The organism is Flavobacteriaceae bacterium HL-DH10, assembly GCA_031826515.1.
Lineage (GTDB): Bacteria > Bacteroidota > Bacteroidia > Flavobacteriales > Flavobacteriaceae > Thalassobellus > Thalassobellus suaedae.
In genome coordinates this window covers 2,922,864-2,948,700 of record CP134536.1, presented here as the reverse complement: position 1 = coordinate 2,948,700, position 25,837 = coordinate 2,922,864, and the positions used below count along the sequence as shown (strand labels likewise).

General features: G+C 31.0%; 26 protein-coding genes. 14 read left to right on the top strand and 12 right to left on the bottom strand.

Annotated elements, in window-relative coordinates:
* Positions 1-16 precede the first annotated feature (16 nt).
* From RHP49_12615 to RHP49_12575, 9 genes are all read right to left on the bottom strand, one after another.
* The gene (locus RHP49_12615) at positions 17-1,867 is read right to left on the bottom strand and encodes a DNA topoisomerase IV subunit B (protein ID WNH11740.1); all 1,851 of its coding nucleotides are present in this window, start codon (positions 1,865-1,867) and stop codon (positions 17-19) included.
* A 121-nt stretch (positions 1,868-1,988) separates the two neighbouring features.
* Complete coding sequence (locus RHP49_12610; protein ID WNH11739.1) at positions 1,989-2,891, bottom strand: DMT family transporter; 903 nt, start codon at positions 2,889-2,891, stop codon at positions 1,989-1,991.
* A 139-nt stretch (positions 2,892-3,030) separates the two neighbouring features.
* Complete coding sequence (locus RHP49_12605; GenBank protein ID WNH11738.1) at positions 3,031-3,489, bottom strand: SRPBCC family protein; 459 nt, start codon at positions 3,487-3,489, stop codon at positions 3,031-3,033.
* Positions 3,490-3,569: 80 nt separating this feature from the next.
* On the bottom strand, positions 3,570-4,664 hold the full coding sequence (gene ychF / locus RHP49_12600) for a redox-regulated ATPase YchF (GenBank protein WNH11737.1): 1,095 nt from the start codon (positions 4,662-4,664) through the stop codon (positions 3,570-3,572).
* Between the two features lie 186 nt (positions 4,665-4,850).
* Complete coding sequence (locus RHP49_12595; GenBank protein ID WNH11736.1) at positions 4,851-5,456, bottom strand: thiamine diphosphokinase; 606 nt, start codon at positions 5,454-5,456, stop codon at positions 4,851-4,853.
* 48 nt (positions 5,457-5,504) lie between these two features.
* Positions 5,505-6,005 carry a hypothetical protein gene (locus tag RHP49_12590; GenBank protein ID WNH11735.1) on the bottom strand — a complete coding sequence of 167 codons (501 nt, stop codon included), beginning with the start codon at positions 6,003-6,005 and terminating at the stop codon, positions 5,505-5,507.
* A 68-nt stretch (positions 6,006-6,073) separates the two neighbouring features.
* Complete coding sequence (locus RHP49_12585; protein ID WNH11734.1) at positions 6,074-7,066, bottom strand: Gfo/Idh/MocA family oxidoreductase; 993 nt, start codon at positions 7,064-7,066, stop codon at positions 6,074-6,076.
* Between the two features lie 117 nt (positions 7,067-7,183).
* Positions 7,184-7,360: a hypothetical protein gene (locus RHP49_12580; GenBank protein ID WNH11733.1), complete on the bottom strand. Its 177-nt coding sequence runs from the start codon at positions 7,358-7,360 to the stop codon at positions 7,184-7,186.
* A 128-nt stretch (positions 7,361-7,488) separates the two neighbouring features.
* Positions 7,489-7,842, bottom strand: a complete 354-nt coding sequence (locus RHP49_12575; GenBank protein ID WNH14420.1) for a 4Fe-4S dicluster domain-containing protein — start codon at positions 7,840-7,842, stop codon at positions 7,489-7,491.
* 67 nt (positions 7,843-7,909) lie between these two features.
* Here RHP49_12575 and RHP49_12570 point away from each other — a divergent pair, with 67 nt between their 5' ends.
* The 8 genes from RHP49_12570 (at position 7,910) to RHP49_12535 (ending at position 15,656) form a co-directional block, all read left to right on the top strand.
* The gene (locus RHP49_12570) at positions 7,910-8,968 is read left to right on the top strand and encodes an acyl-CoA reductase (protein ID WNH11732.1); all 1,059 of its coding nucleotides are present in this window, start codon (positions 7,910-7,912) and stop codon (positions 8,966-8,968) included.
* Positions 8,969-9,045: 77 nt separating this feature from the next.
* Complete coding sequence (gene serC / locus RHP49_12565; GenBank protein WNH11731.1) at positions 9,046-10,110, top strand: 3-phosphoserine/phosphohydroxythreonine transaminase; 1,065 nt, start codon at positions 9,046-9,048, stop codon at positions 10,108-10,110.
* A gap of 130 nt (positions 10,111-10,240) precedes the next feature.
* Positions 10,241-11,191, top strand: a complete 951-nt coding sequence (locus RHP49_12560; protein WNH11730.1) for a D-2-hydroxyacid dehydrogenase — start codon at positions 10,241-10,243, stop codon at positions 11,189-11,191.
* 108 nt (positions 11,192-11,299) lie between these two features.
* Positions 11,300-11,938 carry a DUF937 domain-containing protein gene (locus RHP49_12555; protein ID WNH11729.1) on the top strand — a complete coding sequence of 213 codons (639 nt, stop codon included), beginning with the start codon at positions 11,300-11,302 and terminating at the stop codon, positions 11,936-11,938.
* 316 nt (positions 11,939-12,254) lie between these two features.
* Positions 12,255-12,698, top strand: a complete 444-nt coding sequence (locus RHP49_12550) for a DUF6146 family protein (protein WNH11728.1) — start codon at positions 12,255-12,257, stop codon at positions 12,696-12,698.
* 38 nt (positions 12,699-12,736) lie between these two features.
* Positions 12,737-13,039 carry a diacylglyceryl transferase gene (locus tag RHP49_12545; protein ID WNH11727.1) on the top strand — a complete coding sequence of 101 codons (303 nt, stop codon included), beginning with the start codon at positions 12,737-12,739 and terminating at the stop codon, positions 13,037-13,039.
* A gap of 6 nt (positions 13,040-13,045) precedes the next feature.
* The gene (locus tag RHP49_12540; protein WNH11726.1) at positions 13,046-13,378 is read left to right on the top strand and encodes a hypothetical protein; all 333 of its coding nucleotides are present in this window, start codon (positions 13,046-13,048) and stop codon (positions 13,376-13,378) included.
* A gap of 64 nt (positions 13,379-13,442) precedes the next feature.
* Positions 13,443-15,656, top strand: a complete 2,214-nt coding sequence (locus RHP49_12535; GenBank protein ID WNH11725.1) for a TonB-dependent receptor — start codon at positions 13,443-13,445, stop codon at positions 15,654-15,656.
* 35 nt (positions 15,657-15,691) lie between these two features.
* On the opposite strand, the gene RHP49_12530 is transcribed toward RHP49_12535, so the two are convergent.
* Positions 15,692-15,967 carry a hypothetical protein gene (locus RHP49_12530; GenBank protein WNH11724.1) on the bottom strand — a complete coding sequence of 92 codons (276 nt, stop codon included), beginning with the start codon at positions 15,965-15,967 and terminating at the stop codon, positions 15,692-15,694.
* Between the two features lie 72 nt (positions 15,968-16,039).
* Entirely contained in the window at positions 16,040-16,627 is a 588-nt protein-coding gene (folE, locus tag RHP49_12525; GenBank protein ID WNH11723.1) for a GTP cyclohydrolase I FolE, read from the bottom strand.
* A gap of 314 nt (positions 16,628-16,941) precedes the next feature.
* Between folE and RHP49_12520 the strand changes: the two genes are divergently transcribed.
* Genes RHP49_12520 through RHP49_12510 form a run of 3 tightly spaced genes read left to right on the top strand, consistent with a single transcriptional unit; the run spans position 16,942 to position 20,812 of the window.
* Entirely contained in the window at positions 16,942-19,332 is a 2,391-nt protein-coding gene (locus RHP49_12520; GenBank protein ID WNH11722.1) for a DUF5916 domain-containing protein, read from the top strand.
* Positions 19,333-19,382: 50 nt separating this feature from the next.
* Complete coding sequence (locus tag RHP49_12515) at positions 19,383-20,051, top strand: ABC transporter ATP-binding protein (GenBank protein ID WNH11721.1); 669 nt, start codon at positions 19,383-19,385, stop codon at positions 20,049-20,051.
* Positions 20,048-20,812 carry a TIGR02757 family protein gene (locus RHP49_12510; GenBank protein WNH11720.1) on the top strand — a complete coding sequence of 255 codons (765 nt, stop codon included), beginning with the start codon at positions 20,048-20,050 and terminating at the stop codon, positions 20,810-20,812. Before RHP49_12515 ends, RHP49_12510 begins: the two co-directional genes overlap by 4 nt.
* 75 nt (positions 20,813-20,887) lie before the next feature.
* Here RHP49_12510 and RHP49_12505 read toward each other — a convergent pair whose 3' ends face one another.
* On the bottom strand, positions 20,888-22,780 hold the full coding sequence (locus tag RHP49_12505) for a peptidase M61 (GenBank protein ID WNH11719.1): 1,893 nt from the start codon (positions 22,778-22,780) through the stop codon (positions 20,888-20,890).
* Between the two features lie 85 nt (positions 22,781-22,865).
* On the opposite strand from RHP49_12505, the gene RHP49_12500 reads away from it, so the two are divergent.
* From RHP49_12500 to RHP49_12490, 3 genes are all read left to right on the top strand, one after another.
* Entirely contained in the window at positions 22,866-23,873 is a 1,008-nt protein-coding gene (locus tag RHP49_12500) for a glycosyltransferase family 2 protein (GenBank protein ID WNH11718.1), read from the top strand.
* Positions 23,874-23,995: 122 nt separating this feature from the next.
* Positions 23,996-24,418, top strand: a complete 423-nt coding sequence (locus RHP49_12495) for a helix-turn-helix domain-containing protein (protein WNH11717.1) — start codon at positions 23,996-23,998, stop codon at positions 24,416-24,418.
* A gap of 26 nt (positions 24,419-24,444) precedes the next feature.
* Positions 24,445-25,574 (top strand): IS3 family transposase gene (locus RHP49_12490; protein ID WNH11716.1). Its coding sequence is split into 2 segments (ribosomal slippage): positions 24,445-24,706 and positions 24,706-25,574, totalling 1,131 coding nucleotides; the frame shifts between segments, so codons are not numbered across the junction.
* Positions 25,575-25,837: the final 263 nt, after the last annotated feature.

The window sequence follows — 25,837 nt, the reverse complement described above, 5'->3', positions numbered from 1 at the left end:
AAATTAAGGCATTAATTTATTCTACAATATCTAATTCCACCTTCAAATTATCAATAATAAACTCTTGTCTTGTTGGTGTGTTTTTACCCATGTAAAATGCTAATAAATCTTCAATAGACATATTATCATCTAGCATAATAGGATCTAATCGTATATCATCTCCAATAAAATGTTTAAACTCGTCTGGCGAAATTTCACCAAGTCCTTTAAATCGAGTTATTTCTGGCTTTGGCTTTAATTTTTCAATAGCATTTCTACGTTCATCTTCAGAATAACAATAGATAGTTTCCTTTTTATTACGAACTCTAAATAAAGGGGTTTGTAAAATATATAGATGTCCATTTTTTATAACTTCAGGAAAAAACTGAAGAAAAAACGTAATTAATAACAACCTAATATGCATACCATCTACATCGGCATCGGTAGCTATCACAACATTATTATATCTTAAATCTTCTAAAGTCTCTTCTATATTTAATGCAGCCTGCAACAAATTAAACTCTTCATTTTCGTAAACAATTTTCTTACTTAAACCATAACAGTTTAAAGGTTTTCCTTTTAAACTAAAAACTGCTTGCGTATTGACATCGCGTGATTTTGTGATACTTCCAGAAGCCGAATCTCCCTCTGTAATAAACAAGGTCGTTTCTAAGTTTCTTTCGTTTTTTGTATCACCAAAATGAACTCGACAATCACGTAATTTTTTATTATGAAGACTCGCCTTTTTAGCGCGATCTTTGGCTAGCTTCCGAATACCCGATAATTCTTTACGCTCCCGTTCGGCCTGCAAAATTTTACGTTGTAATTTTTCTGAAGTTTCTGGGTTTTTATGTAAATAGTTATCTAAATATGTTTTTAGAAAATCACTAATATAAGTTCTAACAGTAGGTAAGTCGCCTCCCATATCGGTAGAGCCTAACTTCGTTTTTGTCTGACTTTCAAAAACGGGTTCCATAACTTTTATAGCAATGGCACTTACAATAGATTTTCTAATATCTGATGCGTCGTAATTTTTACCATAAAATTCACGAATAGTTTTTACTAATGCTTCTCTAAACGCATTTAAATGTGTTCCACCTTGCGTGGTGTTTTGTCCGTTTACAAAACTATTATACTCTTCGCTATATTGTGTTTTGCTGTGTGTTAAGGCAACTTCAATATCTTCACCTCTGAGATGAATTATTGGGTATAATAAATCGGATTCTGCAATTTTCTCATTCAACAAATCTTTTAATCCGTTTTCACTAAAATACTTTTCGCCATTAAAAACAATCGTTAAACCAGGGTTTAAGTACACATAGTTTTTAAGCATTTTAACAATATACTCACTTCTGAATTTATAATTTTTAAAGATTAATTCATCCGGAATAAAAGATACTTTTGTTCCTTTTCGGCGCGACGTTTCATCTAATAAATCTTGATTAACTAAGTTACCCTGCTCAAATTCTGCGGAAGCACTTTTATTATCACGAGTAGATTCTACTCTAAAAAAAGACGACAAAGCATTTACTGCCTTTGTACCCACACCATTTAATCCAACCGATTTTTTAAAAGCTTTGGAATCGTACTTCCCACCGGTGTTCATTTTAGACACCACATCTACTACTTTCCCTAAGGGAATACCACGACCATAATCGCGAACCGTAACCTTAGTGCCTTGAATAGAAATCTCTATGGTTTTTCCAGCTCCCATAACATACTCATCAATAGAATTGTCTAGGACTTCTTTTAAAAGTATATAAATACCATCATCAGGAGACGATCCATCACCAAGCTTACCAATATACATTCCTGGACGCATACGAATATGTTCTTTCCAGTCAAGTGAACGTATATTATCTTCAGTGTAATTAGATTGTTCAGCCATAGTAGATGTTGAGTAAAATTTCGTGATTGGTTGCTAATATAATACAACCTCATAAAAAAAGAAATAACCTTTACACAAAGTAATTAACAATATAGATTGGTTTTTGTTGAGAACCTTAATATTATGCTTTACTTTTTTTTATTGAGACAAATAATATACCAATAATAACTATTAACGCTCCAAACAACTGTAATAAGGTTAGTTTTTCATTTAAAAAAACAGCAGCCAAAATAATAGTTGAAATAGGCCCAATACCAGCAACAATAGCAAAATTTGAAGAACTAATCATTTTTATAGAAGCAGACACTAAAAACGATGGTATAACTGTTGCAAAAACAGCAATTAAAATCCCTAAAACATAGACTTCCCAAGTAAAACTAAATAAATTTGTTTTATATATAATTCCATAATGAATAAAAACACATACACATGAAACAAGCATAGCATAGGCTGTAAATTTCATGACTCCAAATTTTGGAATTAACCAACCAGTACCAACTAAGTAAGACGCATATGTTATGGCACTTAATAAAATAAAGAAACCACCCAAATAAGTATCTGTTCCAGATATAACGACTTCATCCCAAAAAGCTATAATAATTCCTAAATAGGTTAATCCAATTGCTCCTAATTGAATTTTATTTATGGGCTGTTTTAAAAAGAGCTTATTTAAAAGAATGACAATAGTAGGATATATAAACAAAATGATTCGTTCTAAACTTGCTTTGATATAAGTAAGTCCAACAAAATCGAAATAACTAGCTAAATAATAACCAACAAAACCAAAAAAGACAATCCAAACATAATCTTTTCTCTCTACTACATGATTACTGTGTTTCTTACCGTATACATAAGCTATAACCACATAAAACGGAAATGAAAATAACATACGAAGTAATAATATACTAATGGCATCTACCTTGTAATTATAAGCTAATTTTACCATAACGGCTTTTGAGGAAAAAAGAACAATTCCTAAAACACCTATTGCTATACCATACCAAAAGCTTCTTTTTGTTTGCATAGCACGAATTTAGACTTGTATTATTTACTGATCTTAAAAATCATATGAGAATTACGATGTTCAACTAATAAAAACACCTAAACACTTAAAAACATTACGTTAGATACTATTTAATAAACGAATTAAATTTGCAAAGCATTTATTGTTTTAAAGCTTCGGCTTTTTCTTTTAAGAATTTGTTTCTAGTTTTTAAAAGGCTTGTCATATACCGCTTTAAAAAAAGCGTATTTGCAATTTTGCCTAAAATCCCTAGAGGGGATTCAAAATAAAAAACATCTGTCATTTGAGTTCCAGCATTCGTTTCTTCAAAATGATGTTCATGTCGAAATGATTTAAAGGCTCCTAAAACCATTTCATCTACAAAATAATTTGGGGCTTCAAATTCGGTTATTTTGGAGGTTAGGTGTTGTACAAAACCAAGATGTTTTGCTTCCCAACTCACCCATTCACCATGTTCTATCAACCCTTTTGTTTTTCCAGCTATAGCCTTCTCTCCAGAAAACTTTAATGACTCTTGGTGAAGCTCAATATTTCTAGCTAAATCAAAACACTTTTTTTTATCAGAATGTATTTCCGTTTTTATTTCGATTGTAGGCATTTGTATACTTTTTATATAAAAATTAATACAAACATAATCTATTTCTTACCAATAAAGAACGTTATTTAATATAAATATTATTACACGTTAAACAGAAAATGCATTACATCACCATCTTTAACGATATAATTTTTACCTTCTACACGCATTTTTCCAGCTTCTTTAACTTTTGCTTCACTACCGTAGCTTGCAAAATCGTCGTATCCAATTACTTCAGCACGTATAAACCCTTTTTCAAAATCGGTATGAATAACCCCAGCTGCTTGAGGTGCTGTAGCTCCAATATCAATTGTCCAAGCACGAACTTCTTTTACACCAGCAGTAAAATATGTTTGTTGATTTAAAAGCTTATAAGCAGAACGAATTAATTTAGCAGAACCAGCTTCATCTAATCCTATATCTTGCAAAAACATTTGACGCTCCTCGTAATCGTCTAATTCATTAATATCAGCTTCTGTACCAACCGCTAAAACTAAAACCTCAGCACTTTCGTCTTTAACAGCTTCTTTTACTAAATCTACATACGAATTTCCTGAAACTGCAGATCCTTCATCTACATTACAAACATACATAACAGGTTTATCTGTAATAAACTGTGATGGCTTAACAAAATCGATATCATCTTCTTCACTAAACTCTAAAGCTCTTACAGAAACTCCTGCTTCTAATCCTGCCTTTATTTTTAATAAAACTGCTTCTTCTTTTTGAGCTTCTTTATTACCTGTTTTAGCGGCACGTTTTACTTTGTCAAGTTTTTTATCAACGGTTTCCAAATCTTTAAGTTGCAATTCCATATCGATAGTTTCCTTATCGCGAATTGGATTTACATTACCATCAACATGCACAATATTATCATTATCAAAACAACGCAACACATGCAAAATAGCATCGGTTTCTCTAATATTTGCTAAAAACTGATTTCCTAAACCTTCGCCTTTACTTGCTCCTTTTACCAATCCAGCAATATCAACTATTTCTACCGTTGCTGGTTGCACACGTACTGGATTTACTAATTCTTCAAGTTTTTCTAAACGTGGATCTGGCACATTTACCACACCTATATTTGGTTCTATTGTACAAAATGGAAAATTTGCACTTTGTGCTTTTGCATTAGATAAACAATTAAATAAAGTTGATTTCCCTACATTTGGTAATCCTACGATGCCTGCTTTCATTGAAAATTATATTTTATTTATTCCGTGATCCTGATAACTATCGGGACGGAAACCTTTTAATTCTATTTTTTACTTAAAAAGATTACCTTCTTAGTGGTAAGCTATTTTGCGAGTGCAAATGTAGTTATTTCCGCAATTATTTAAAGTAAATAGATTCGATAACTTTACACCCTGTAATCATATTAATTAATGATTTATAAAAACGAATAAATCACCTGTTTTAAAAGTAATAACAACATCATCTAAAATAGCTATATTTCTAGTACCTATTCTACTCCCAAAAGAAAGTGTTTCTTTTTTTAAGGGGTATTGCAATCCTTCTGTAATAATTCCAGTAGCTTTTGGAAAAGGCACTAATGATATTGTTTTCCCCTTACAACTAGATAATTGTGTGGTTTTATTTGCCAAAAAATAAGAACCATAATTATCAAAAAAAGTAAGATTAAGTTTCTTTTTCCACTGAACGGCTGAGTGTAAGTTTCCTAAAAAATGGTCTTGCTCTTGCCCACTGGCTCCAAAAACATGAATTGATTTATAATCTCTTTCAAATAAAATCTGTAAAATTTTATCAAAATCGGTAAAATCTTGATTAGGCGTATGAATAACTTCAATGTTTTTAGGAAGTTTTTTTACCGAATCGAAGTCACCACTTATAAAATTAGGAATAATATCATTTTTTTCTAAATACTGGTAAGCACCATCTGTTGCGCAAATAACATTATAATTTGCTAAATCTGGAATCTCGCTTGGTGGTTCTCCATTTATAAGTAGAAATACTGTCTTTTCATTCATTTGGGCAAAAATACAAAAGATGTAAGTAGTATTTAAATCTATTACACCCTAAACAAAAAGCAAAATAAAGGTTAAAATCATTCCGAAAAAAGTAAAATATAATCCTTTTTTATAAATTTTAGATTTTGGTAAAAACATCCAAAAAGAGGATATAGCAAAAAACAATAAGGACAGTCCGAAAAATATATTTAACCAATACAAAGGTTGCTTTGAACTCGCCTTATGCAGTTTAGTCATTTTATTTAGCACATAAGGTAATTCCTTATTTGTATATTTAGCAATCCCTGTAGATTTATCATATTGCCCGTTATCAAAAAACAAAACATTATTTTCTTCTTTAACAATTTTAAAATTTCTTTTACGGAGTTGTTTTCCTAATTCTGCAGATTCAATATTAGGTTTTAATTGTCGTTGTACATGAACTTCTTTTTTGAAAAATTCGGTATCTCTAAAAACTAAAACAATTCCACTTAATGCATAAACGGTCATAATTCCAATTAGAAAAAAACCTAAATAGCGATGAATAATTCGCATATATTTATTTGTCATTATTACTTCTTTTTACTTGTATGACTTAACTGTTGTAAGAAGGTTTAATGCTTAATTAAATATATTTCTTAGAATTGGTTTTTATAAATATCTAAAATAATTTCTGTAGCATTTCTAGCAGATTCTCCTGTTACTAAAAGTTCTGCATTGTTATTTATAGCCTCTATAAAATTATTTAAAACAGTTTCATGGTTTGTGGTATCGCTTACAGATGCAGTTGCAGCACCCGTATGTGTGTTCTTGGTTGACTTTACTGTTGTTGGATTCTCTACGCCTTCAATATCCCAATGTGTAATAACATCGTTCTCTAGAATAAGATAACCTTTACTGGTGTATAATTCCATTTTTGCTGGAAAACCTGGTTTCGTAGCTGTTGATGCTGTAATGGTTGCTATCATCCCATTATCATGTACACAAATAGCTGCACCATGATCTTCTACTTCGATATCGTGAACAAAAGTTCCTAACTGGCTCACTAATTTAACTGGCTTACCAAAATACCAATAATATAAATCTATGTAGTGTGATGCTTGTTGAATAAATGGTCCACCTCCATCAATATTGTAAGTCCCTCGATATGCTGAAGAATTATAATAATCATCATCACGATAATTTTTAATTGACAAATCAACCGAAAATATTTTCCCCAACTTATTTTCATCAATCAACTTTTTTACAATTGGGTTATCAGAGCTATAACGCCTTTGATAAGCAACAGCAAGCTTAACGTTATTTTCTTTGCAGGAATTAATCATCTTATCAATAGACTTTAAAGTAATATCTATTGGTTTTTCGCATAAAACATGCTTACCTAAAGACGCTGCCTCAATGGCGCTAACATGATGCAACCCGTTTGGAGTACAAATAATAACGGCATCAAAATCTATATTAATATCAGATAGTGATTTAAAAAAAGGAAGGGAACTAAGCGTTTCTGGTTTGTTGGTTTTGCTTGATACAATACCAACAACTTGGGCATTTGTAATGTTTGTTATTGCAGAAAGGTAAGTAGTTGCAATATTACCACTTCCTATAATTATAAATTTGATTTTCTTACTCATTTATTGATTGGTTTAATACAAATTAACAAACTGGCTAGCTAAACTATATTTTTTTTATTTCATATTAAAATGAATAATACTATCTGAATAGCAAATTTTATTTATTAAAACTAAAACTCAAGATTCATCTTCTTCATCTTTAGTATTCTTAGTTTTTATTGTAAAGCCTAATGCAGCACCAATAGAAACACCTATGGCTATCCACAGTCCTAAATTTTTAGTTGCAACTCCTATCGCTGTCCCTATAACAATTCCCATACTCATTCCTAAGACTAGGCGCTTATCTTCTTTCATGTGTTAATATTTATTGTTTTTACAGTATATAAGTTGAAAATTCTATATAAATGTTACACTAAATTTAGAATAAAAAAAATCCCAAGCTAAAAGCTCAGGATTTATTATATATTAAAATTTACTCTTATTTAATCTTCAGGATGCATAAAACGTTGTTTAGCTAAAAGCTCTTCATCAGTTTCTACAACATCTTCATCAGGCACACAACAATCTACAGGACAAACTGCAGCACATTGTGGTTCGTCATGAAACCCTTTACATTCGGTACATTTGTCTGGTACAATATAGTAAAGCTCGTCACTTATAGGTTCTTGAGCTTCATCTGCATCAACCTCTTTACCATTGGTTAAAACAACTGTTCCTTCTAAACTTGTTCCATCTTTATAGCGCCAATCATCGGCACCTTCATATATTGCTGTATTTGGGCACTCAGGTTCACAAGCACCACAATTTATACATTCATCTGTTATTATAATTGCCATAGCGTTTTCTTTTTCTAACTTTGCAGAAGCAAAAATAACGCCAAAACTATTCATAACCAAATTAAGCATGCAATTACAAGAAAAAATTGACGCTTTTATAAAATTAGGAGATTTTTTAAAGCAATTTTCTAATGAATTTATTCAAAAAAAGGATAATATTGAACATAATGACTTATTCTTTGATGGTTTTAAACATCAATTAAAACTTGCAGAAGAACACAATGGCTGGTTTACCAAAGAAAACATTGTGTTTGCCATAAAAGGCTGGACAGAATTGTTAACACAAGCGAACCTAAACAAATGGTTAGAACATTATAGCATCAACATTTCTGAACCTAAGCAAGTTGCCATTATTATGGCAGGAAACATTCCTTTAGTTGGTTTTCATGATTTTTTATCAGTTTTAATATCTGGTCATAAAGTATTGGTTAAACAATCCTCAAACGACAAACACCTACTCCCCTATTTAGCTAAATATTTAGAATATGTTGCTCCTGAATTTAAAGGAAAAATAAGTTTTACAGAAGCTAAAATTGAAAACTTTGATGCTGTTATAGCTACAGGTAGTAATAATACAGCACGCTATTTTGAATATTACTTTAAAGGAAAACCTTCCATTATTAGAAATAATAGAAATTCTGTAGCTGTTTTAACGGGTAATGAAACTGCTGAAGATTTAAAAAACCTTTCTGAAGATATTTTTAGATATTATGGTTTGGGTTGCAGAAATGTTTCCAAATTATTTGTACCTAAAGACTATAAATTTGACGCTTTTTTCGAAGGCATCTACCATTGGCACCCTATTGTAGAAAAAGCTAAATATGCGAACAACTATGATTACAATAAAGCGGTGTATTTAATGAGCGAATTTGACATGCTTGAAAATGGCTTTTTTATGATTAAAGAGGATGAAAGTTACGCATCTCCAATAGCAACTTTGTTTTATGAGTTTTATGAAAACACTGAGCAATTAAAGAAAAAACTAGAGGAAGATGACAATAAAATCCAATGCATCGTTTCTAAAGATTTTACTGAAAATGAAATTGCATTTGGTGCTACACAAAAACCTCAACTTTGGGATTATGCGGATAGTGTAGATTCTATTGAATTTTTATTAGCAATTTGACAAAAAAATTATTGAATTTATAACATAAAATACCCAATTAATTAGCAACTTTGCATCTTTAAATTTTACTACATAAAATGAAAAAACACAACTTTAGTGCAGGACCAAGTATTTTACCGCAAGAGGTTTTATTAAAAGCTTCCGAAGCAGTAATTGATTATAATAATTCAGGGTTATCTTTAATTGAAATATCACACAGAAGTAAAGACTTTGTTGATATTATGGAGAACGCAAGAACTTTAGTTTTAGAGCTTCTTGGTTTAGAGGGAAAAGGTTACAAAGCTTTATTTTTACAAGGTGGAGCAAGTACTCAGTTTTTAATGGTTGCCATGAATCTTTTAGAAAAAAGAGCTGGATACTTAAATACAGGTGCTTGGAGTCAAAAAGCAATAAACGAAGCTAAAATTTTAGACGATATTTATGAAGTAGCTTCATCTAAAGATGCTAACTTCAATTATATTCCTAAAGGATTTGATATTCCTTCAGATTACGATTATTTTCACCTCACATCAAACAATACTATTTTCGGAACACAAATGAAAGCGTTTCCTAAATGCGATATTCCTGTTGTTTGTGATATGAGTAGCGATATTTTTTCACGTCAGTTAGATTTCACACAATTCGATTTAATTTATGCAGGTGCTCAAAAAAATATGGGACCAGCAGGTACTACTCTGGTTGTAATTAAGGAAGATATTCTTGGTAAAGTATCTAGGAATATACCATCTATCATGGATTACAAAAAACATATTGGAGCTGGCAGCATGTTTAACACACCTCCTGTTTTCCCTGTTTACACCTCTATGTTAACTTTAGAATGGTTAAAAGGTCTTGGTGGAATTGCAGGTATTGAAAAAGAAAATGAAAAGAAAGCACGTTTAATGTATTCTGAAATTGATTTAAATCCATTATTCAAAGGATTTTCAGCTAAAGAAGATCGTTCAAATATGAATGCAACCTTCAACTTAGTTAACGAAAACCTAAAAGAAACATTTGACACTATGCTTAAAGAAGCTGGTATTAGTGGTGTTAACGGACACAGAAGTGTTGGTGGTTATAGAGCATCTATGTACAATGCATTACCGCTTGATAGCGTAAAAGCACTTGTAGAAGTAATGAGCGAATTAGAAAGTAAAGCGTAAAACAAGTTTGTAGTAAACACTTGCAACCTGCAGTTGCTTACTCAAATGAATAAAATAAAATTGAATTATAAGTTGAATTTAAAATTCTTAGAACTTTTAACTTTTAACTTTTAACTTTTAACTTAGATAAATGAAAGTATTAGCAAACGATGGTATTTCACAAAGTGGTATTGATGCCTTAGAAAAAGGTGGTTATGAAGTTATCACAACAACTGTGGCTCAAGAACAATTAATAAACTACATTAACGAAAAAGATATTGCTGTTTTATTAGTTCGAAGTGCAACAACAGTTCGTAAAGATTTAATTGATGCTTGTCCAAACTTAAAAATCATTGGTCGTGGTGGTGTAGGTATGGATAATATTGATGTTGAATACGCAAGAGAAAAAGGACTAAGTGTTATTAACACACCTGCAGCTTCTTCACACTCTGTTGCAGAATTAGTTTTTGGACATTTTTATGGGTTATCTCGTTTTTTGCATAACTCGAATAGAGATATGCCTCTTGAAGGTGATAGTAACTTTAAAGGCTTAAAGAAAGCTTATGCAAAAGGTACTGAACTTAAAGGTAAAACTTTAGGGGTTTTAGGGTTTGGACGTATTGGTCAAGCTACTGCTAAAGTTGCCTTAGGAGCTGGAATGAAAGTGGTTGCTTTTGATCCTTTTTTAGAAAATGTAAATTTGGAGTTAGACTTTTTTGATGGACAAACTGTGAATTTTGACATAAAAATGATTTCTAAAGAAGAGGTTTTAAAGCAAGCTGATTTTATTACATTACACGTTCCTGCACAAAAAGAATATGTTATTGATGAAGCAGAATTTAATATCATGAAAGATGGTGTTATTATCGCTAATGCAGCACGTGGTGGTGTACTTAACGAAGTTGCATTAGTAAAAGCCTTAGAAAGTGGTAAAGTAGCTAGAGCTGCCTTAGATGTTTTTGAAAAAGAACCAAAACCAGAAATGCAATTATTAATGAATCCTGCATTATCATTAACGCCACATACTGGTGCTGCAACAAATGAAGCACAAGATAGAATTGGTACAGAGTTAGCAGCTCAAATAATTAGTATTCTTGGATAATTAAAACATAATGTGACCTAAAGGTTATATTTGAGTCCTATACATTATGTATAGGACTTTTTTTTGTACATTGATTACCCATTTTTAAATAAATAATATATAGAAATTATGTCAGGAATATTAGACTTATTAAACAGTGATCTAGGAAAAACCATTATTAGCGGTGTAGCTGGTCAAACCAATCAACCACAAAACAAAACACAAGATGTGTTAACCATGGCATTACCAGTTTTAATGCAAGCTATGAAACGTAATGCAGCTACACCACAAGGCGCAGAAGGACTATTGGGTGCTATTAGCGGCAAACATGACGGAGGTATTCTAGACAACCTTAGTGGTTTATTTGGTGGTGGCGTAGACTCTAATGTTTTAGAAGATGGAAGTAAAATATTAGATCATGTTTTAGGTGGAAAGCAACAACATGTTGAAAATTTCCTAGGAGCAAAAGCAGGAATGGATGCTGGTTCGGTAGCTCAAATTCTTAAAGTAGCAGCACCAATATTAATGGGTGTTTTAGGAAAACAAGCAAAACAACAAAATGTAAGCAGTTCTAATGGAATTGAAAGCTTATTAGGCGGTTTACTTACGGGAAACTCACCGCAACAAGAACAAAGTTTCTTAGAATCTATTCTAGATGCCGATGGTGATGGTAGCGTTATTGATGATGTAGCAGGAATGGTTTTAGGGGGTAACAAAAAGAAAGGTGGACTGGGTGGTTTACTAGGAGGCTTATTTGGAGGAAAATAAAAACTTAATTCCTATAAAAAAAGAAAAGAGTCAAACACAAATGTTTGGCTCTTTTTTTATGTTAAAAACTTTTAAAACAAGCATTTAAGCAATGATTTTTTGTATTTTTAATAATAGAATAAAGATTAAAAAAAAGGGAGTTTACTCAATGATAAGAACGGTTAACTCATTTATGTTTTTTAATTAATAGCTTTTCAAATAGTTTTGAATTAAAATTATTATAAATGAAACCTCCATAACTATAAATTTAATTACACATAAGAATGATTAAATAAAAGTTATATGCTACAATTAAAAAAACAATAAATCTAAATACATGAAAAATTATATATACATATTAATTATTTGCGGTTTTATTATTGGTTGCAACACTTCAAAACCTATAACCTCAAATAAACAGAAATCAGAAAAAGAGCTTACTGCAATTAATAACGACACCGTTACCATTGCTAATGAAGAACTAGAATATCAAATAATCATTATAGAACCTGGGTTTAATTCATGGTTAATTAGCAACGCAAAACCTGAAGGCTTTTATTCGCAACAATTTTTAGAAAACAGAAATTACCAATATGTGTTAGAGTGGAATAACAGAGTACTACAACCTCAAAGATTCAACCCTAATTTGTACGAAATGCAAATTGATTACCAACAAGGCATTGATTATGGTTATGAAGTTAATTATAAACTCTATAATTACTTTATCTATTTTCAATTAACCTACAAGCAAAGATTAGGTCCTTTTGTTCCTAGAATTTAAAAGTCTTTTAGCTACTTTTGCACAATAAAATTAATGTTGTGGAAAAACTAAAAGCACGATGGGGCATTGAACATAACTGGCAAATCATTATTGTTTTTATAGTATTTGCTATTACAGGATCTACTGCTTCTTATATAGGAAAACCTATTTTAAATTATTTGAACATCTCTCCTGAAAGTTTTACTACGCTTGGTTATTGGGTTACCCGCATTATTTTATTATTTATAATGTACCAAATTATGCTTGTATGCTTTGGTTGGCTATTTGGGCAACACAAATTTTTCTGGAATTTTGAAAAGAAAATGCTTAGAAGAATAGGTTTAAAACGCTTTGTTGATTAATTATTAATGCAAACTTTAAAGGAACATATCGTATTCAAAATAGTATCCTTAAGCTTGGTTGCTATTTTATTAGTTCCCACTGTACTGAAGTTTGCACATATTTTTGCTCATCATGAGCATGATATTTGTTTAGGTGAAAAATCGACACATTTACATGAATTAAATATTGATTGTGATTTACACAAATTCAAATTAAGTAATAGTTATGCGATTACTTTTTTTAATTTCAGCTTATTTTCTCCTAAAGAAGTACCTCTAAAAATAGCTTCGCAATACCAATTTTTAAGTGAGTATCAGCGTTTACAAACTTCACTTCGCGGACCTCCGTACTTAATTTAATAAACTGAAAATATGCTGAAATGGAATTCAGCTTGAATCATTATTAAATTACAAAACAAAAAATATGCGATTATTAAATATATTGCTACTACTAGCAATAACAAACTTATATGCACAAAATTCAATAAAAGGAAACATTATTGATACTAATACAGGTGAAGGCTTAGCCTTTGTAAACATTTATTTTACAGGACTTGAAAAGGGTACCTCAACAAATGAAAACGGTGATTTTTTAATTGATAATTTACCGTCTGGAAATTACAATATGCTAGTATCATTTATTGGTTATAAAACTAAATCTATAAATGTGACTATCCCGAATTCTGAAAACCTTTCAATCCGTTTAGAACCTTCTGCTATAGAAATGGAAGGCATTATAATATCGACGCCTTTTCATAAGCTTCAGAGTGAAAATGTGATGAAGGTTGAGCAGGTTTCAGTAAAAGATTTAAATGCTAAAGGAGCTCTTAACTTATCAGAGGGTATTACAAATATTGCAGGAGTTGAAAGCGTAACAACTGGCTTGAGTATAGGCAAACCTGTTATAAGAGGCCTATCTTCTAACAGAGTTTTAGTATACACACAAGGCGTTCGTTTAGAAAACCAGCAATTTGGAGGCGAACATGGTTTAGGACTTAACAGCAGCGGTGTAGAAAGTGTCGAAGTTATTAAAGGTCCTGCATCGCTACTTTACGGTAGCGACGCTCTTGGAGGTGTGCTATATTTAAACCCCGAAAAATTTGCAAAAAATAATAGTGCTACAGGAGATTTTAGCGGTAATTATTTTAGCAATACACAAGGTTATAGTACTAATGCAGGTTTTAAATCGTCTAACAATCATTTTAAATTTTTATTTAGAGGAAATCTTGCCGAACACTCAGATTATAAAACTAAAAATTACAAAGTTACAAACACCCGTTTTAGAGAACAAGATTTTAAAGCTGGTGTTGGCTATCAAAAAAACACTTTTAAAACAGATTTTCGTTATAACGTTAACAATTCTAAATTAGGAATTCCCGAAGAAATTGGTGAACAATCAACTAATAGAACGCCATTATTTCCTTATCAAAATATTACGAACCATATATTTAGTTTAAAATCAACCCTGTTTTTTGATAACTCTAAACTAGATTTCAATTTAGGGTATATTTATAATGACAGAAAAGAGTTTGAAGAACATCATCATGAAGATGAAGATCATGAGAATGAAGAACATGAGGATGAAGAAAATCTGGAAGCCGCACTTCACATGAAGTTAAAAACAGCTAATTACGATGTTAAATACACCTTACCAAAACTAGGAAAGTTTGAGACTATTGTTGGTGTTCAAGGTATGAATCAAACAAACACCAATTACGGAGAAGAAGAGTTAATACCAGATGCTACAACAAACGATATAGGTGTTTTGGCAACATCTCATATTCATTTTGAAAACATAGATGTACAACTAGGTGCTCGTTTTGATAATCGTAATATTGATACAGCTACGAATTTGAATAAGGATTTTAATAGTTTTAATGGCGCCTTAGGCTTTAAAACAAATATTGCTAATAATATAACTGCGCGGTTAAATTTAGCATCGGGATTTAGAGCGCCTAACTTAGCCGAATTAACATCTGATGGTGCGCATGAAGGCACAAACCGATATGAAATTGGAAATCCTGATTTGGATACCGAACAAAATTTTCAATCTGATTTAGCTTTAGAATTTAAAAATGAGCATGTAGAATTTTATGTAAATGGATTTTATAACAGCATCAATAACTATATATTCCTATCTCCTAACGGAAATACCATTAATGGTAATCCTATTTATAACTACTTACAAAATGATGCTAACTTATATGGAGGAGAAATTGGTTTACATATACACCCACACCCTATAGATTGGTTACATATTGAATCTAGTTTTGAAACCGTAACAGGCAAACAAGACAACGATACATATTTACCGTTAATTCCTGCAAACTCATTAAGCAATACTTTAAGAGTGGAATTTAAAAGATCTTGGATACATAGTGGCTATGCATTTATAAAACTAAAGTCTACATTTAAACAAAATAATGCCAGTCTTTTTGAAACAGCAACTAATGGTTATAACTTATTAAGTGCTGGACTTGGTGGGAATTTTAAAATATTTAAAAAGGAAGCAACAGTAACAGTATCGGGAACTAATTTAACCGACAAAACCTATATAAATCATCTATCGCGTTTAAAACCTGATGGTATAAATAATATGGGTAGAAATATAAATATTGGAATTAAATATCAATTATAACGGAAAGGAGGTCTTAAATTTAAGACCTCCTTTTTTTATTTTTTAGTTTTCTTTTCAGAATTAAAAACATAAGTATAAATCCACATCAAAGTAAAAGTAGGAATCACGTCAAATCCAGGAAGCGCTTCTTCAACAAAACTTATAATACCTGCTATTTTTCCTGATTTGCCTTTATATAATTTTGTCATTATCCACCCTGAAAGTGGTGCCCACACAATATCTGAAAACTCTCCAATACCAGGAATTATAAAAGACACAAATCCTAAAGCATCAAATAAAATTCCTAAGATTAGTTTTTTGTATTTACCCATTCAATAATTTTTTGTCATTTCCTTGAAGAAGATAATCTTTATACACTTATATAGACAATAAACATACAAAAACTACTTCCCTATTAGCTTTAAAAATTCATTTCTCGTTTCAATTTTTTCAAACTGACCTCTAAAACCAGAGGTTGTTGTAATGGAATTTTGTTTTTGCACACCTCGCATCATCATACACATATGAGAAGCTTCAATTACCACAGCTACTCCTTGTGGTCTCAAGGTGTCATTTATACAGTCTAAAATTTGCTCAGTTAAACGTTCTTGCACTTGTAAACGTCTTGCAAATACATCTACAATTCTTGGTAATTTACTAAGCCCTACAATATAACCATTAGGTATATACGCAATATGTACCTTACCGAAAAAAGGTAAAATATGATGTTCGCAAAGCGAATACAACTCGATATCTTTCACAATAACCATTTCATTATATGATTCTTTAAACATAGCACTTTTAAGAATCTCAACTGGGTCTTGATTATACCCTTGTGTTAAAAACTGCATCGCTTTTGCAGCACGTTCTGGTGTTTTAACTAGTCCTTCTCGCTCTGTATTTTCTCCCAAATCTTGTATAATACTTTTATACCGATCTTTAACATCATCTGTTACTTGCATATTATACTCTTCAAAATTTTTATAAGGCATTATATTTTATATTTAATTACTAAAGTATTTCTAAAAACAACCACATTGAAACTTAGCTGCTTTTGATATATTTTATTGATAAAACTTAAATTTAAGTAAATTTAAGTTGTTTTCCTCCTTAAACCCTTACATGTCCGTTATTTTTTAACTTTTAGTTATGATTAACTATTTAAAAGCAGACGTACATTTGTAATACAAAACTGTAACAAACTCATTTTTAAATATTCTTTTTAAAGAAAGAATACTTAAAAACAGCAATCAATTCATTTATGAGACTTTTACTATTTTTCGTATTTCTGTCTTTCATAAATTTAATGGGATTTTCACAAAACAAAAAAACATATCACATAAAAAAAACGAACAAAGCACCTAAAATAGATGGCGTTTTAGATGATGATATTTGGCTAAATTCTGAAGAAGCAAAGGATTTTACACAGTTTAGCCCAGAAATGGGTGTAAAAGACAGCACGGAAATTAAAACTATTGTAAAAATCACTTATGATAATGATGCCATTTACTTTGGTGCTTATTTACACGACAAGCCTTCAAAAATAATGCGCCAATACACTATGAGAGATAATTTTGGGCAATCTGATTTTTTTAGAATTATTTTAAATCCTAATAATGATGCTCAAAACGATACCGAGTTTTTCGTATTTAGTTCTGGCACACAAGCTGATGCTATTTCCAATCCTACTTCAAATGAAGATTTTGGATGGAATGCGGTATGGGAAAGCAAAGTGAAAATGGTTAAAGATGGCTGGATTGTTGAAGTAAAAATACCGTATAGCGCTCTTCGCTTTTCAAATAAAGATGTACAAACTTGGGGACTACAATTTCATAGACATTTTAGAAGAGATCGCACGCAATATACATGGAATCCTATTGATAGAACAAAAGGAAATATAGGTCTTTATCATGGAGAAATAAAATATCTAGAAAACATAGACTCTCCTACTAGACTTAGTTTTTATCCGTTTACCTCTGCTTTAATTAACTCCTATAACGGCGATGTTAAAACCGATTTAAACCTTGGATTAGATGTAAAATATGGCATTACCGAAAACTTTACATTGGATGCCACTTTGGTTCCAGATTTTAGTCAAGCAGGTTTTGATAATTTAGAATTAAATTTAGGTCCTTTTGAACAAACCTTTTCCGAACAACGTCAGTTCTTTACTGAAGGGGTAGATTTATTTAACAAAGGGCATCTTTTCTTTTCTAGACGTGTTGGAGGCAAACCTATAGGAGAAGTTGAATTAAACGATAATGAAGAAATATTAAATAAACCCAACTCTGTAAAAGTATTAAACGCTTTAAAAGTTTCTGGTAGAACAAAAGGTGGACTTGGTATTGGTGTTTTTAATGCCATTACAGAAAAAACAAAAGCCTCTATAAAAAATACTATTACTGGGGAAATAAGAGAAGAAATTATTGAACCAATTGCAAATTATAATGTTTTTGTTCTAGACCAACAATTTAATAAAAACTCTTCTATAAGCTTAATAAACACGAATGTAACAAGAGATGGTTATTTTAGAGATGCCAACGTTACAGGTTTAGTTTTTGATATTTTCAACAAAAAAAACACTTATAAACTTTATAGTGAAATTAAAATGAGTACTATTAATTTAGCAGATAGCTCTTCAACAGGATTCAGCTCTTCTATTACAGCTAGAAAAAAATCAGGAAAGTTCAGATATAGTTTAAACCATAGTTATGCTGATGCTAAATATGACATTAATGATTTAGGTTTATTATTAAGAAATAATTACAATAACATTTCGTTAGACCTATCTTATCAAATATTTAAGCCCACAAAAAAACTAAACAACTATTTCATTGGCAGTTATATCAACTATAAAAAGCTAGCAAATCCTGATACCTATACAGGTACTAATTTTGGTTTTTATTATGAAGCACAAACTAAAAAAATCAACAACTATGGTGGAAACATCAACTTTCAAATTGGTAAACAATACGACTATTTTGAACCAAGAACAGCAGGTAGGTTTTTTATTTATGAAAATAGAATAAACTCTAACATGTGGTTTTCTTCAAACTATAATAAAAAATATGCTATAGATGCCAATATTGGTGGAGCTACATTTTTCGAAAAAAACAGAGACACCAATGAATATTGGTTTAGTATAAGTCCTAGAATTAGATTCAATGAAAAGCTGTTACTCAAATATTCTTTCAATTATAATAAAGAGTTTAATGATAGAGGTTATACAACAACTGTTGATAATGATATTATATTTGGTGAACGAGATAGAAAAACCCAAGTAAATAGTATCTCTGCCAATTACACTTTCAGTTCATTTCATGGAGTTTCTTTAACATTTAGAAATTATTGGTCAACTGTTAATTATAAAAAAAATCTGTTCACTTTAGAAAATAATGGTCATTTAAATCAAAACTCAAATTATACTGTCCAAGATTTAGAAAATAATCCTAATATTAATTACAACACTTGGAATTTAGATTTGAACTACACTTGGCAATTTGCTCCAGGTAGTTTTTTAACAGCTTTATATAGAAATCAATTATTTAATAATGATAATACCTCAACTGATTCTTATGGAAGAAGTTTAAAAACTTTGTTCAGCCAACCCATACAAAACACTTTTTCTTTACGCATTCAATATTATATTGATTACTCTAGTCTAAAAAAAGCTTTCATGAAGAAAAGCGGCACATAATTGTTCATAATACATTAAAGTAGTAAATTCACAGCTCTTATTTATTTCAGATGATTCAAGCAAAAAACATTCATAAATACTACGGTGATTTACAAGTTTTAAAAGGCGTAGATATTCATATACAAAAAGGTGAAGTTATTTCTATTGTAGGTGCTTCAGGCGCTGGAAAAACAACCTTATTACAAATATTAGGCACTTTAGATAGAGCCTCTAAAAAAGAAAAGCATGAACTTAACATCAATAATATTGATATAAGTACTCTTAATGATAAGGCCTTAGCAAAGTTTAGAAACGAACATATTGGTTTTATCTTTCAGTTTCACCAATTATTACCAGAATTTACAGCCTTAGAAAACGTTTGTTTACCCGCATTTATTAAAGGAACAAAAAAAGCAAATGCTGAAAAACGCGCTAAAGAACTTTTAGATTTTTTAGGTTTATCGCACAGATACAACCATAAACCAAATGAACTTTCTGGAGGTGAGCAACAACGTGTGGCCGTTGCGAGAGCTTTAATTAATAATCCTGATTTAATTTTTGCCGATGAACCTTCTGGAAATTTAGATAGCGAATCTGCCGAAAATTTACATAGTCTATTTTTTAAACTTCGTGATGAGTTTGGACAAACCTTTGTTATTGTAACACATAATGAAGACTTAGCGAATTTAGCTGATAGGAAATTGGTAATGGTTGATGGAAAAATAGTAGACTCGTTTTGAACCAAGCCGAACTTAAAGACTTTCTTGACAGTAAAGTAGAACAATATAACAATCCAAAGTTTATTGAAAGCGACCCTATACAAATACCGCATCAATTCACACTAAAAGAAGATATTGAGATTTCAGGATTTTTAACCGCCACAATCTCTTGGGGTAACCGTAAAAGCATTATTAACAACGCCAAACGATTAATGCTACTTCTAGATAATTCGCCATATGATTTTGTAATGAATCACCAAGAAAACGATATAGAAAAACTAAAACCTTTTGTTCATAGGACTTTTAATGGTGACGATTGTATTCAGTTTATTAAATCGCTACAGCATATTTATAAAAACCATGATGGCTTAGAAAACTTATTTGGTAAATCTGCTCATAAAAACTCAATGCAAAGTTCTATATCTGAATTTAAAAGAACATTTTTTGAAATAGACCATTTACCCAGAACACAGAAACATGTAAGTGATCCATTAAGAAATTCGGCTGCAAAACGGATAAACATGTTTTTACGTTGGATGGTTAGAACTGATACTACAGGTGTAGACTTTGGTATATGGAAAAGCCTCTCACCTGCTCTATTATCTTGTCCGTTAGATGTACATTCTGGAAATGTAGCCCGGAAATTAAATCTTCTAAAACGCAAACAAAATGATGGTAAAGCCTTATTAGAATTAGATATCTCATTAAGAAAACTAGATGCTACAGATCCTGTAAAATATGATTTTGCCTTATTTGGTTTAGGGGTTTTTGAAGGGTTTTAAACAAAAAAAACGATTGACAAACCAAAGTTCATCAATCGTTAATCTAAATTCTAAATTCTAAAAATTTTAATCTACTTATCCTTTTAACCAGGCGTCACGTAATGCTTTTTGAGCATCGGTTGCATCTACTTTTTGCATTAATCCTTTTCCTGTAGTATATGTTTTTGTTGTAGTTGTTTTTATTACAACTTCTTCTCCTGCTCTATCCAATATTACCTCAATATCATTTCCTGGTTTCCACATAAACACACCTTGTAACACTTGATTTGCATTTTGCATAGTAAGTGCTGTACCGTCTATAGATTTAATAACATCGTTTGGTTGTGCGCCTTGTTCAGCCCAAAAGCTATTATCTAAAACCTTTTCTGTAAAAAAGATGGTTCCTTTTTGGGGATCTCCACTAACAATTGGAGCGCCATCCATTAAAATATAATTAGTTTCTACTTTACCTTCCCCTATTTCTATTCCCACTTTTTCAAAAAACTCATTATAGTTAATTGGAATATCTCCAACCACATGCGTATTTAAAAATTCTCCAACAGAAGGGTAAGTCATTGCAGTAATTTCATCTATAAGTTTATCATCTTCAAACGGCTTGTTCTTACCATATTTATTTGATAATTCTTTCATTAAAGACAAAATCCCTCTGTGTCCTTCGCTTTCTTCACGCATTAAAATATCAACGCACATACCTATTAAGGCACCCTTTTGATACACGTTTAAATACTGATCTTTATAAGGTGCTTTTAATACATTCTCGCTCATGATAGTGAAACTCATGGCATCATTTAATTGCTTAGACCTTTGAATCTTCTGCATGATATCTCTGTAAAAACCACTTTCTTCAACTAAGCCTTGATTTACTTTAAATAAAGTCGCAAAATACTCTGTTACGCCTTCATACATCCACAAATGCTTTGAAAATGTAGGAGTATTATAATCGAAATAATGTATGTCTTCAGAATGCACACTTAAAGGTGTTACAATATGGAAAAACTCATGAGATACAACATCTATCATACTTTCGGCTAATTCTTCATCACTATATGCTTCTGGAAATACGACTACCGTTGATGTATGATGTTCTAAAGCACCAAAACCTTTTGCAGAATCTTCTTTACCATCAGATAAATACAAATAAATATCGTAACGTGGTGTACTGTTAATATCTCCTAAAAACACCTTTTGCGCTTGCATCATTTTAAAAACAGTTTCTTTTAAAGACTTAGCTGAGTGCACTTTGTTTGGTGAATACACACTTAAAACAATTTTAATATTGCCTACCATAAACTCCTCAACATCTAAATCGCCATAAAACATTGGATTATCTGTAATATCAAAATATCTGTTTGCTAAATACGTAGTAGTCGTGTTTTTTCCATCTTCACTAGTTTTATCACCTATACTTTGTAAGGCAGAAGTACGAACTAAATCGGTTGAACCTGTTATGTCTAATTTATATTGATTGTTTTTTAATGAATCAAAATAGCCAACAAAACCATGTAAGTTCAAAACAAAGTTATTAGGTTCAATATTTGTCCCTGAAGGAGAAAAAGGTTCTTCTTTACCTATACCGCCCTCTACTTCAATATCAAAAGTATCATTAACCAAATACGTGATTTTGTCTAATTGTTTAGCATTAGAAATCTCCCAAGTATTCGTATCGATTTTATTAACAGTCAGTTCATTACCTTTATAATCATAAGCTTTGAAAGTATCAATATATTTACCAAAATTACTCACAGAGTAAGTTCCTTGAACGACTCTTGGTAAACGATACGTAACTGTACTTACTGTAAAACGTCCTGGATTAATAGTTACTGGTGCTTTATCATCTTGAATTTGAGACAAATTAATAGAAACATCAATTGGCAAACTTGTTGCTAAATCGTTAGAAGCACCCTTAGTCGGATTACAACTTGCTATTAAAATACCAGCAAATAATGCTGCAAATATTTTTGAATTCATGTAATTATGTTTTACTTTTTAAATTGACTTGCAAAATACCATTATGTTACGCCCTATATTCTTAAGGTTTTGTTAAATTCGCATCATGCAACAAAATTTAGTAAGCATACTAATTCCTTTTAAAAACACCGAAGCCTATTTACCAGATTGTCTGGAATCTATTTTAAAACAAACCTACACCAATTGGGAGCTTTTAATAGTTGACGATGGTTCTAGTGATTCAAGTCATAATATTGTTAAAAACTACACCAAAAAAGATAACAGAATTAAGCTTTTTAAAAATTCTGGAAGTGGTATTATTGATGCTTTAAGGCTTGCCTTTTCAGAAAGTACTGGTGAGTTTATTACTAGAATGGATAGCGATGATTTGATGCTTCCTAACAAGTTAGAAACCTTAGTTGGTAACTTATTAAAACATGGCAAACAGCATGTTGCTGTTGGTTTAGTTAATTATTTTTCTGATGAAGGCATTAAAGAAGGCTATAAAAATTATGAGATTTGGTTAAACCAATTAACTAAAATGGGTACTAATTATTCTGAAATTTATAAGGAATGCGTCATTCCTTCGCCTTGTTGGATGGTTTACAAAAGCGATTTAATTGCTTGTGATGCTTTTAATCCTAATAGATATCCAGAAGATTACGATTTAGCGTTTCGGTTTTACAAACATCATTACAAATGCATTCCTTGTGATGTTGTTTTACACGATTGGCGAGATTATAATACCAGAACCTCAAGAACCCATAAACATTATGCAGAAAATCATTTTATAGAATTAAAACTGCATTATTTTTTAGAACTCGATTTCAACCCAAACAAAACATTAATAGTTTGGGGCGCAGGGAATAAAGGTAAAACGATAGCTAAAAAACTAATTGCTATGAATATTTCTTTTCAATGGATTTGTAATAACCCAAACAAAATAGGTCGCGATATTTATGGTAACATATTACAGCCGTTTAGTTATTTAGAAACGATTAAAAATCCGCAAAGTATTATTACAGTTGCGAATAAAACATCGCAAATAGAAATTAAGGATTACATGGACAAACTAAATATGCATCCTGTTGAAGATTATATTTTCTTTTGTTAATCTTCCCAAAAATGAAGCAAATCATGCCTATAGACATAAATGTCATAAAAATGTCGCAAATAAACCGTTATCAAAAAGAAGAATTCATAAGTAGTTTTGACAAAAATTAAACACAATTAATTATGAATGACATCGGAAATAAAATTAAAGAAGTAAGAAAAAGAAAAGGGCTCTCTCAAGAAGAATTAGCCGAGGCTGCTAAAGTAAATTTAAGAACTATACAACGCATAGAAAACAACGAAAATGAACCTAGAGGAAAAACACTTCATTTAATTTGTGAAGTTTTAGACTTAAATACTGAAGATCTTTTAGATTATGGAAAGAAAACAGATAATAGTTATTTGATCTATTTGCATTTATCAGTTATAACTTTTCTAATCATTCCATTAGGGAATATAATTATTCCTTTTATCCTATGGATGACTAAAAAAGATAAAATAATAGGCTTGAAAGAAACTGGTACTAATATATTAAATTTTCAAATTCTATGGACGCTTCTATCTTATTGTAAGCTCCCCCAAAAACCGAACTGTTTAAAAGTGTAAAATAATTATTAATTTTAAACAGTATTATGAGAAAAAGTAAATTTAGTCCGCAACAGATAGCAAAGATTTTAAAGGAGTTTGACACAGGCAAGAGTGTTGAACAGATTACGCGAGAACATGGCGTTAGTTCCTCTGCATTTTATAAATGGCGAGAACGATATGCTGGCATGAATGGCAAAGAGTTAAAACGGATCAAGGAGCTGGAAGACGAAAACCGTAAACTAAAACAGATGTATGCCACTTTAGCATTAGACCATCAAATGGCCAAAGAGATCATTGAAAAAAAGTTTTGAAGCCCTGCCTTAAACGCAGTATAAGTAAAGAACTTGCTCGTTACGGCATCAGTAGGGCGTGCCGTGTTTTGAATATGAGTAAAAGTGTTTATTATTACCAACCTTTAGCCAAAGATGATTCTGAGATTGAAAAAGCTTTACAAGAAAAGGCTGTCCAACGACCTGAAGAGGGGTTTTGGAAAGCTTATGGTCGTTTGCGTGAAGAAGGTGAATTGTGGAATCATAAACGTGTCTATCGTGTTTATAAAGCATTAGGTCTTCCTTTAAGGCGAAAAGTCAAGAAACGCTTACCAGCAAGAATACTCGAACCCTTAGAAATACCTGTAGAACAAAATCACACATGGAGCATGGATTTTGTAACCGACGTGTTGGAGAATAAAAGACGATTTAGAGCCTTTAATATCATTGATGATTATAATAGGGAGGCATTGCACATAGAAATAGACTTTTCATTAACGAGCAACCGCATTGTATGGGTGCTCAATCATTTGATAAATCGAAAAGGCAAACCAAAAAAAATAAGAATGGATAATGGTCCTGAATTTATAGCTAAGATTACATATGGATGGAGTACCATGCATAATATTGAATTTAAGTACATACAACCAGGTAAGCCTACTCAAAATGCTTTTATAGAACGATTCAATGGATCTTATCGAAGAGGGGTTCTTAATAAATATATCTTTGAGAACATAGACCAAGTCAGAGAACAAACACAAATATGGATGAAAGATTATAATCATCACAGGCCACATGATAGCTTAGGAAAAATATCACCAATAAAATATGCAAAACTTAATTCCAACAAGGCTAATAATATTAAACTTAAAAAGGATAACTTTATAGAAGTTTTGGAAAATTAAACAGTTCTAAATAGGGGAAGCCTACATTATGGGAGTATTATTTTATTTGTTTTTTTAAAAATTACACATTTAAGTATTGGCAGTAGTATGTTTGTTTCTTTTAAAGGGTTAATAATTTCTTGGTTAACTTTTAATGCCTTGAATATTATTTTACCAATAGTATTTGCCATAAAAATCAGAAACGGGAAAACAAAAGGTTTTTATCCTAACATCATCAAACTGATAAAATAATCATATTATAAGAATAATCAACTTTGAAAAAT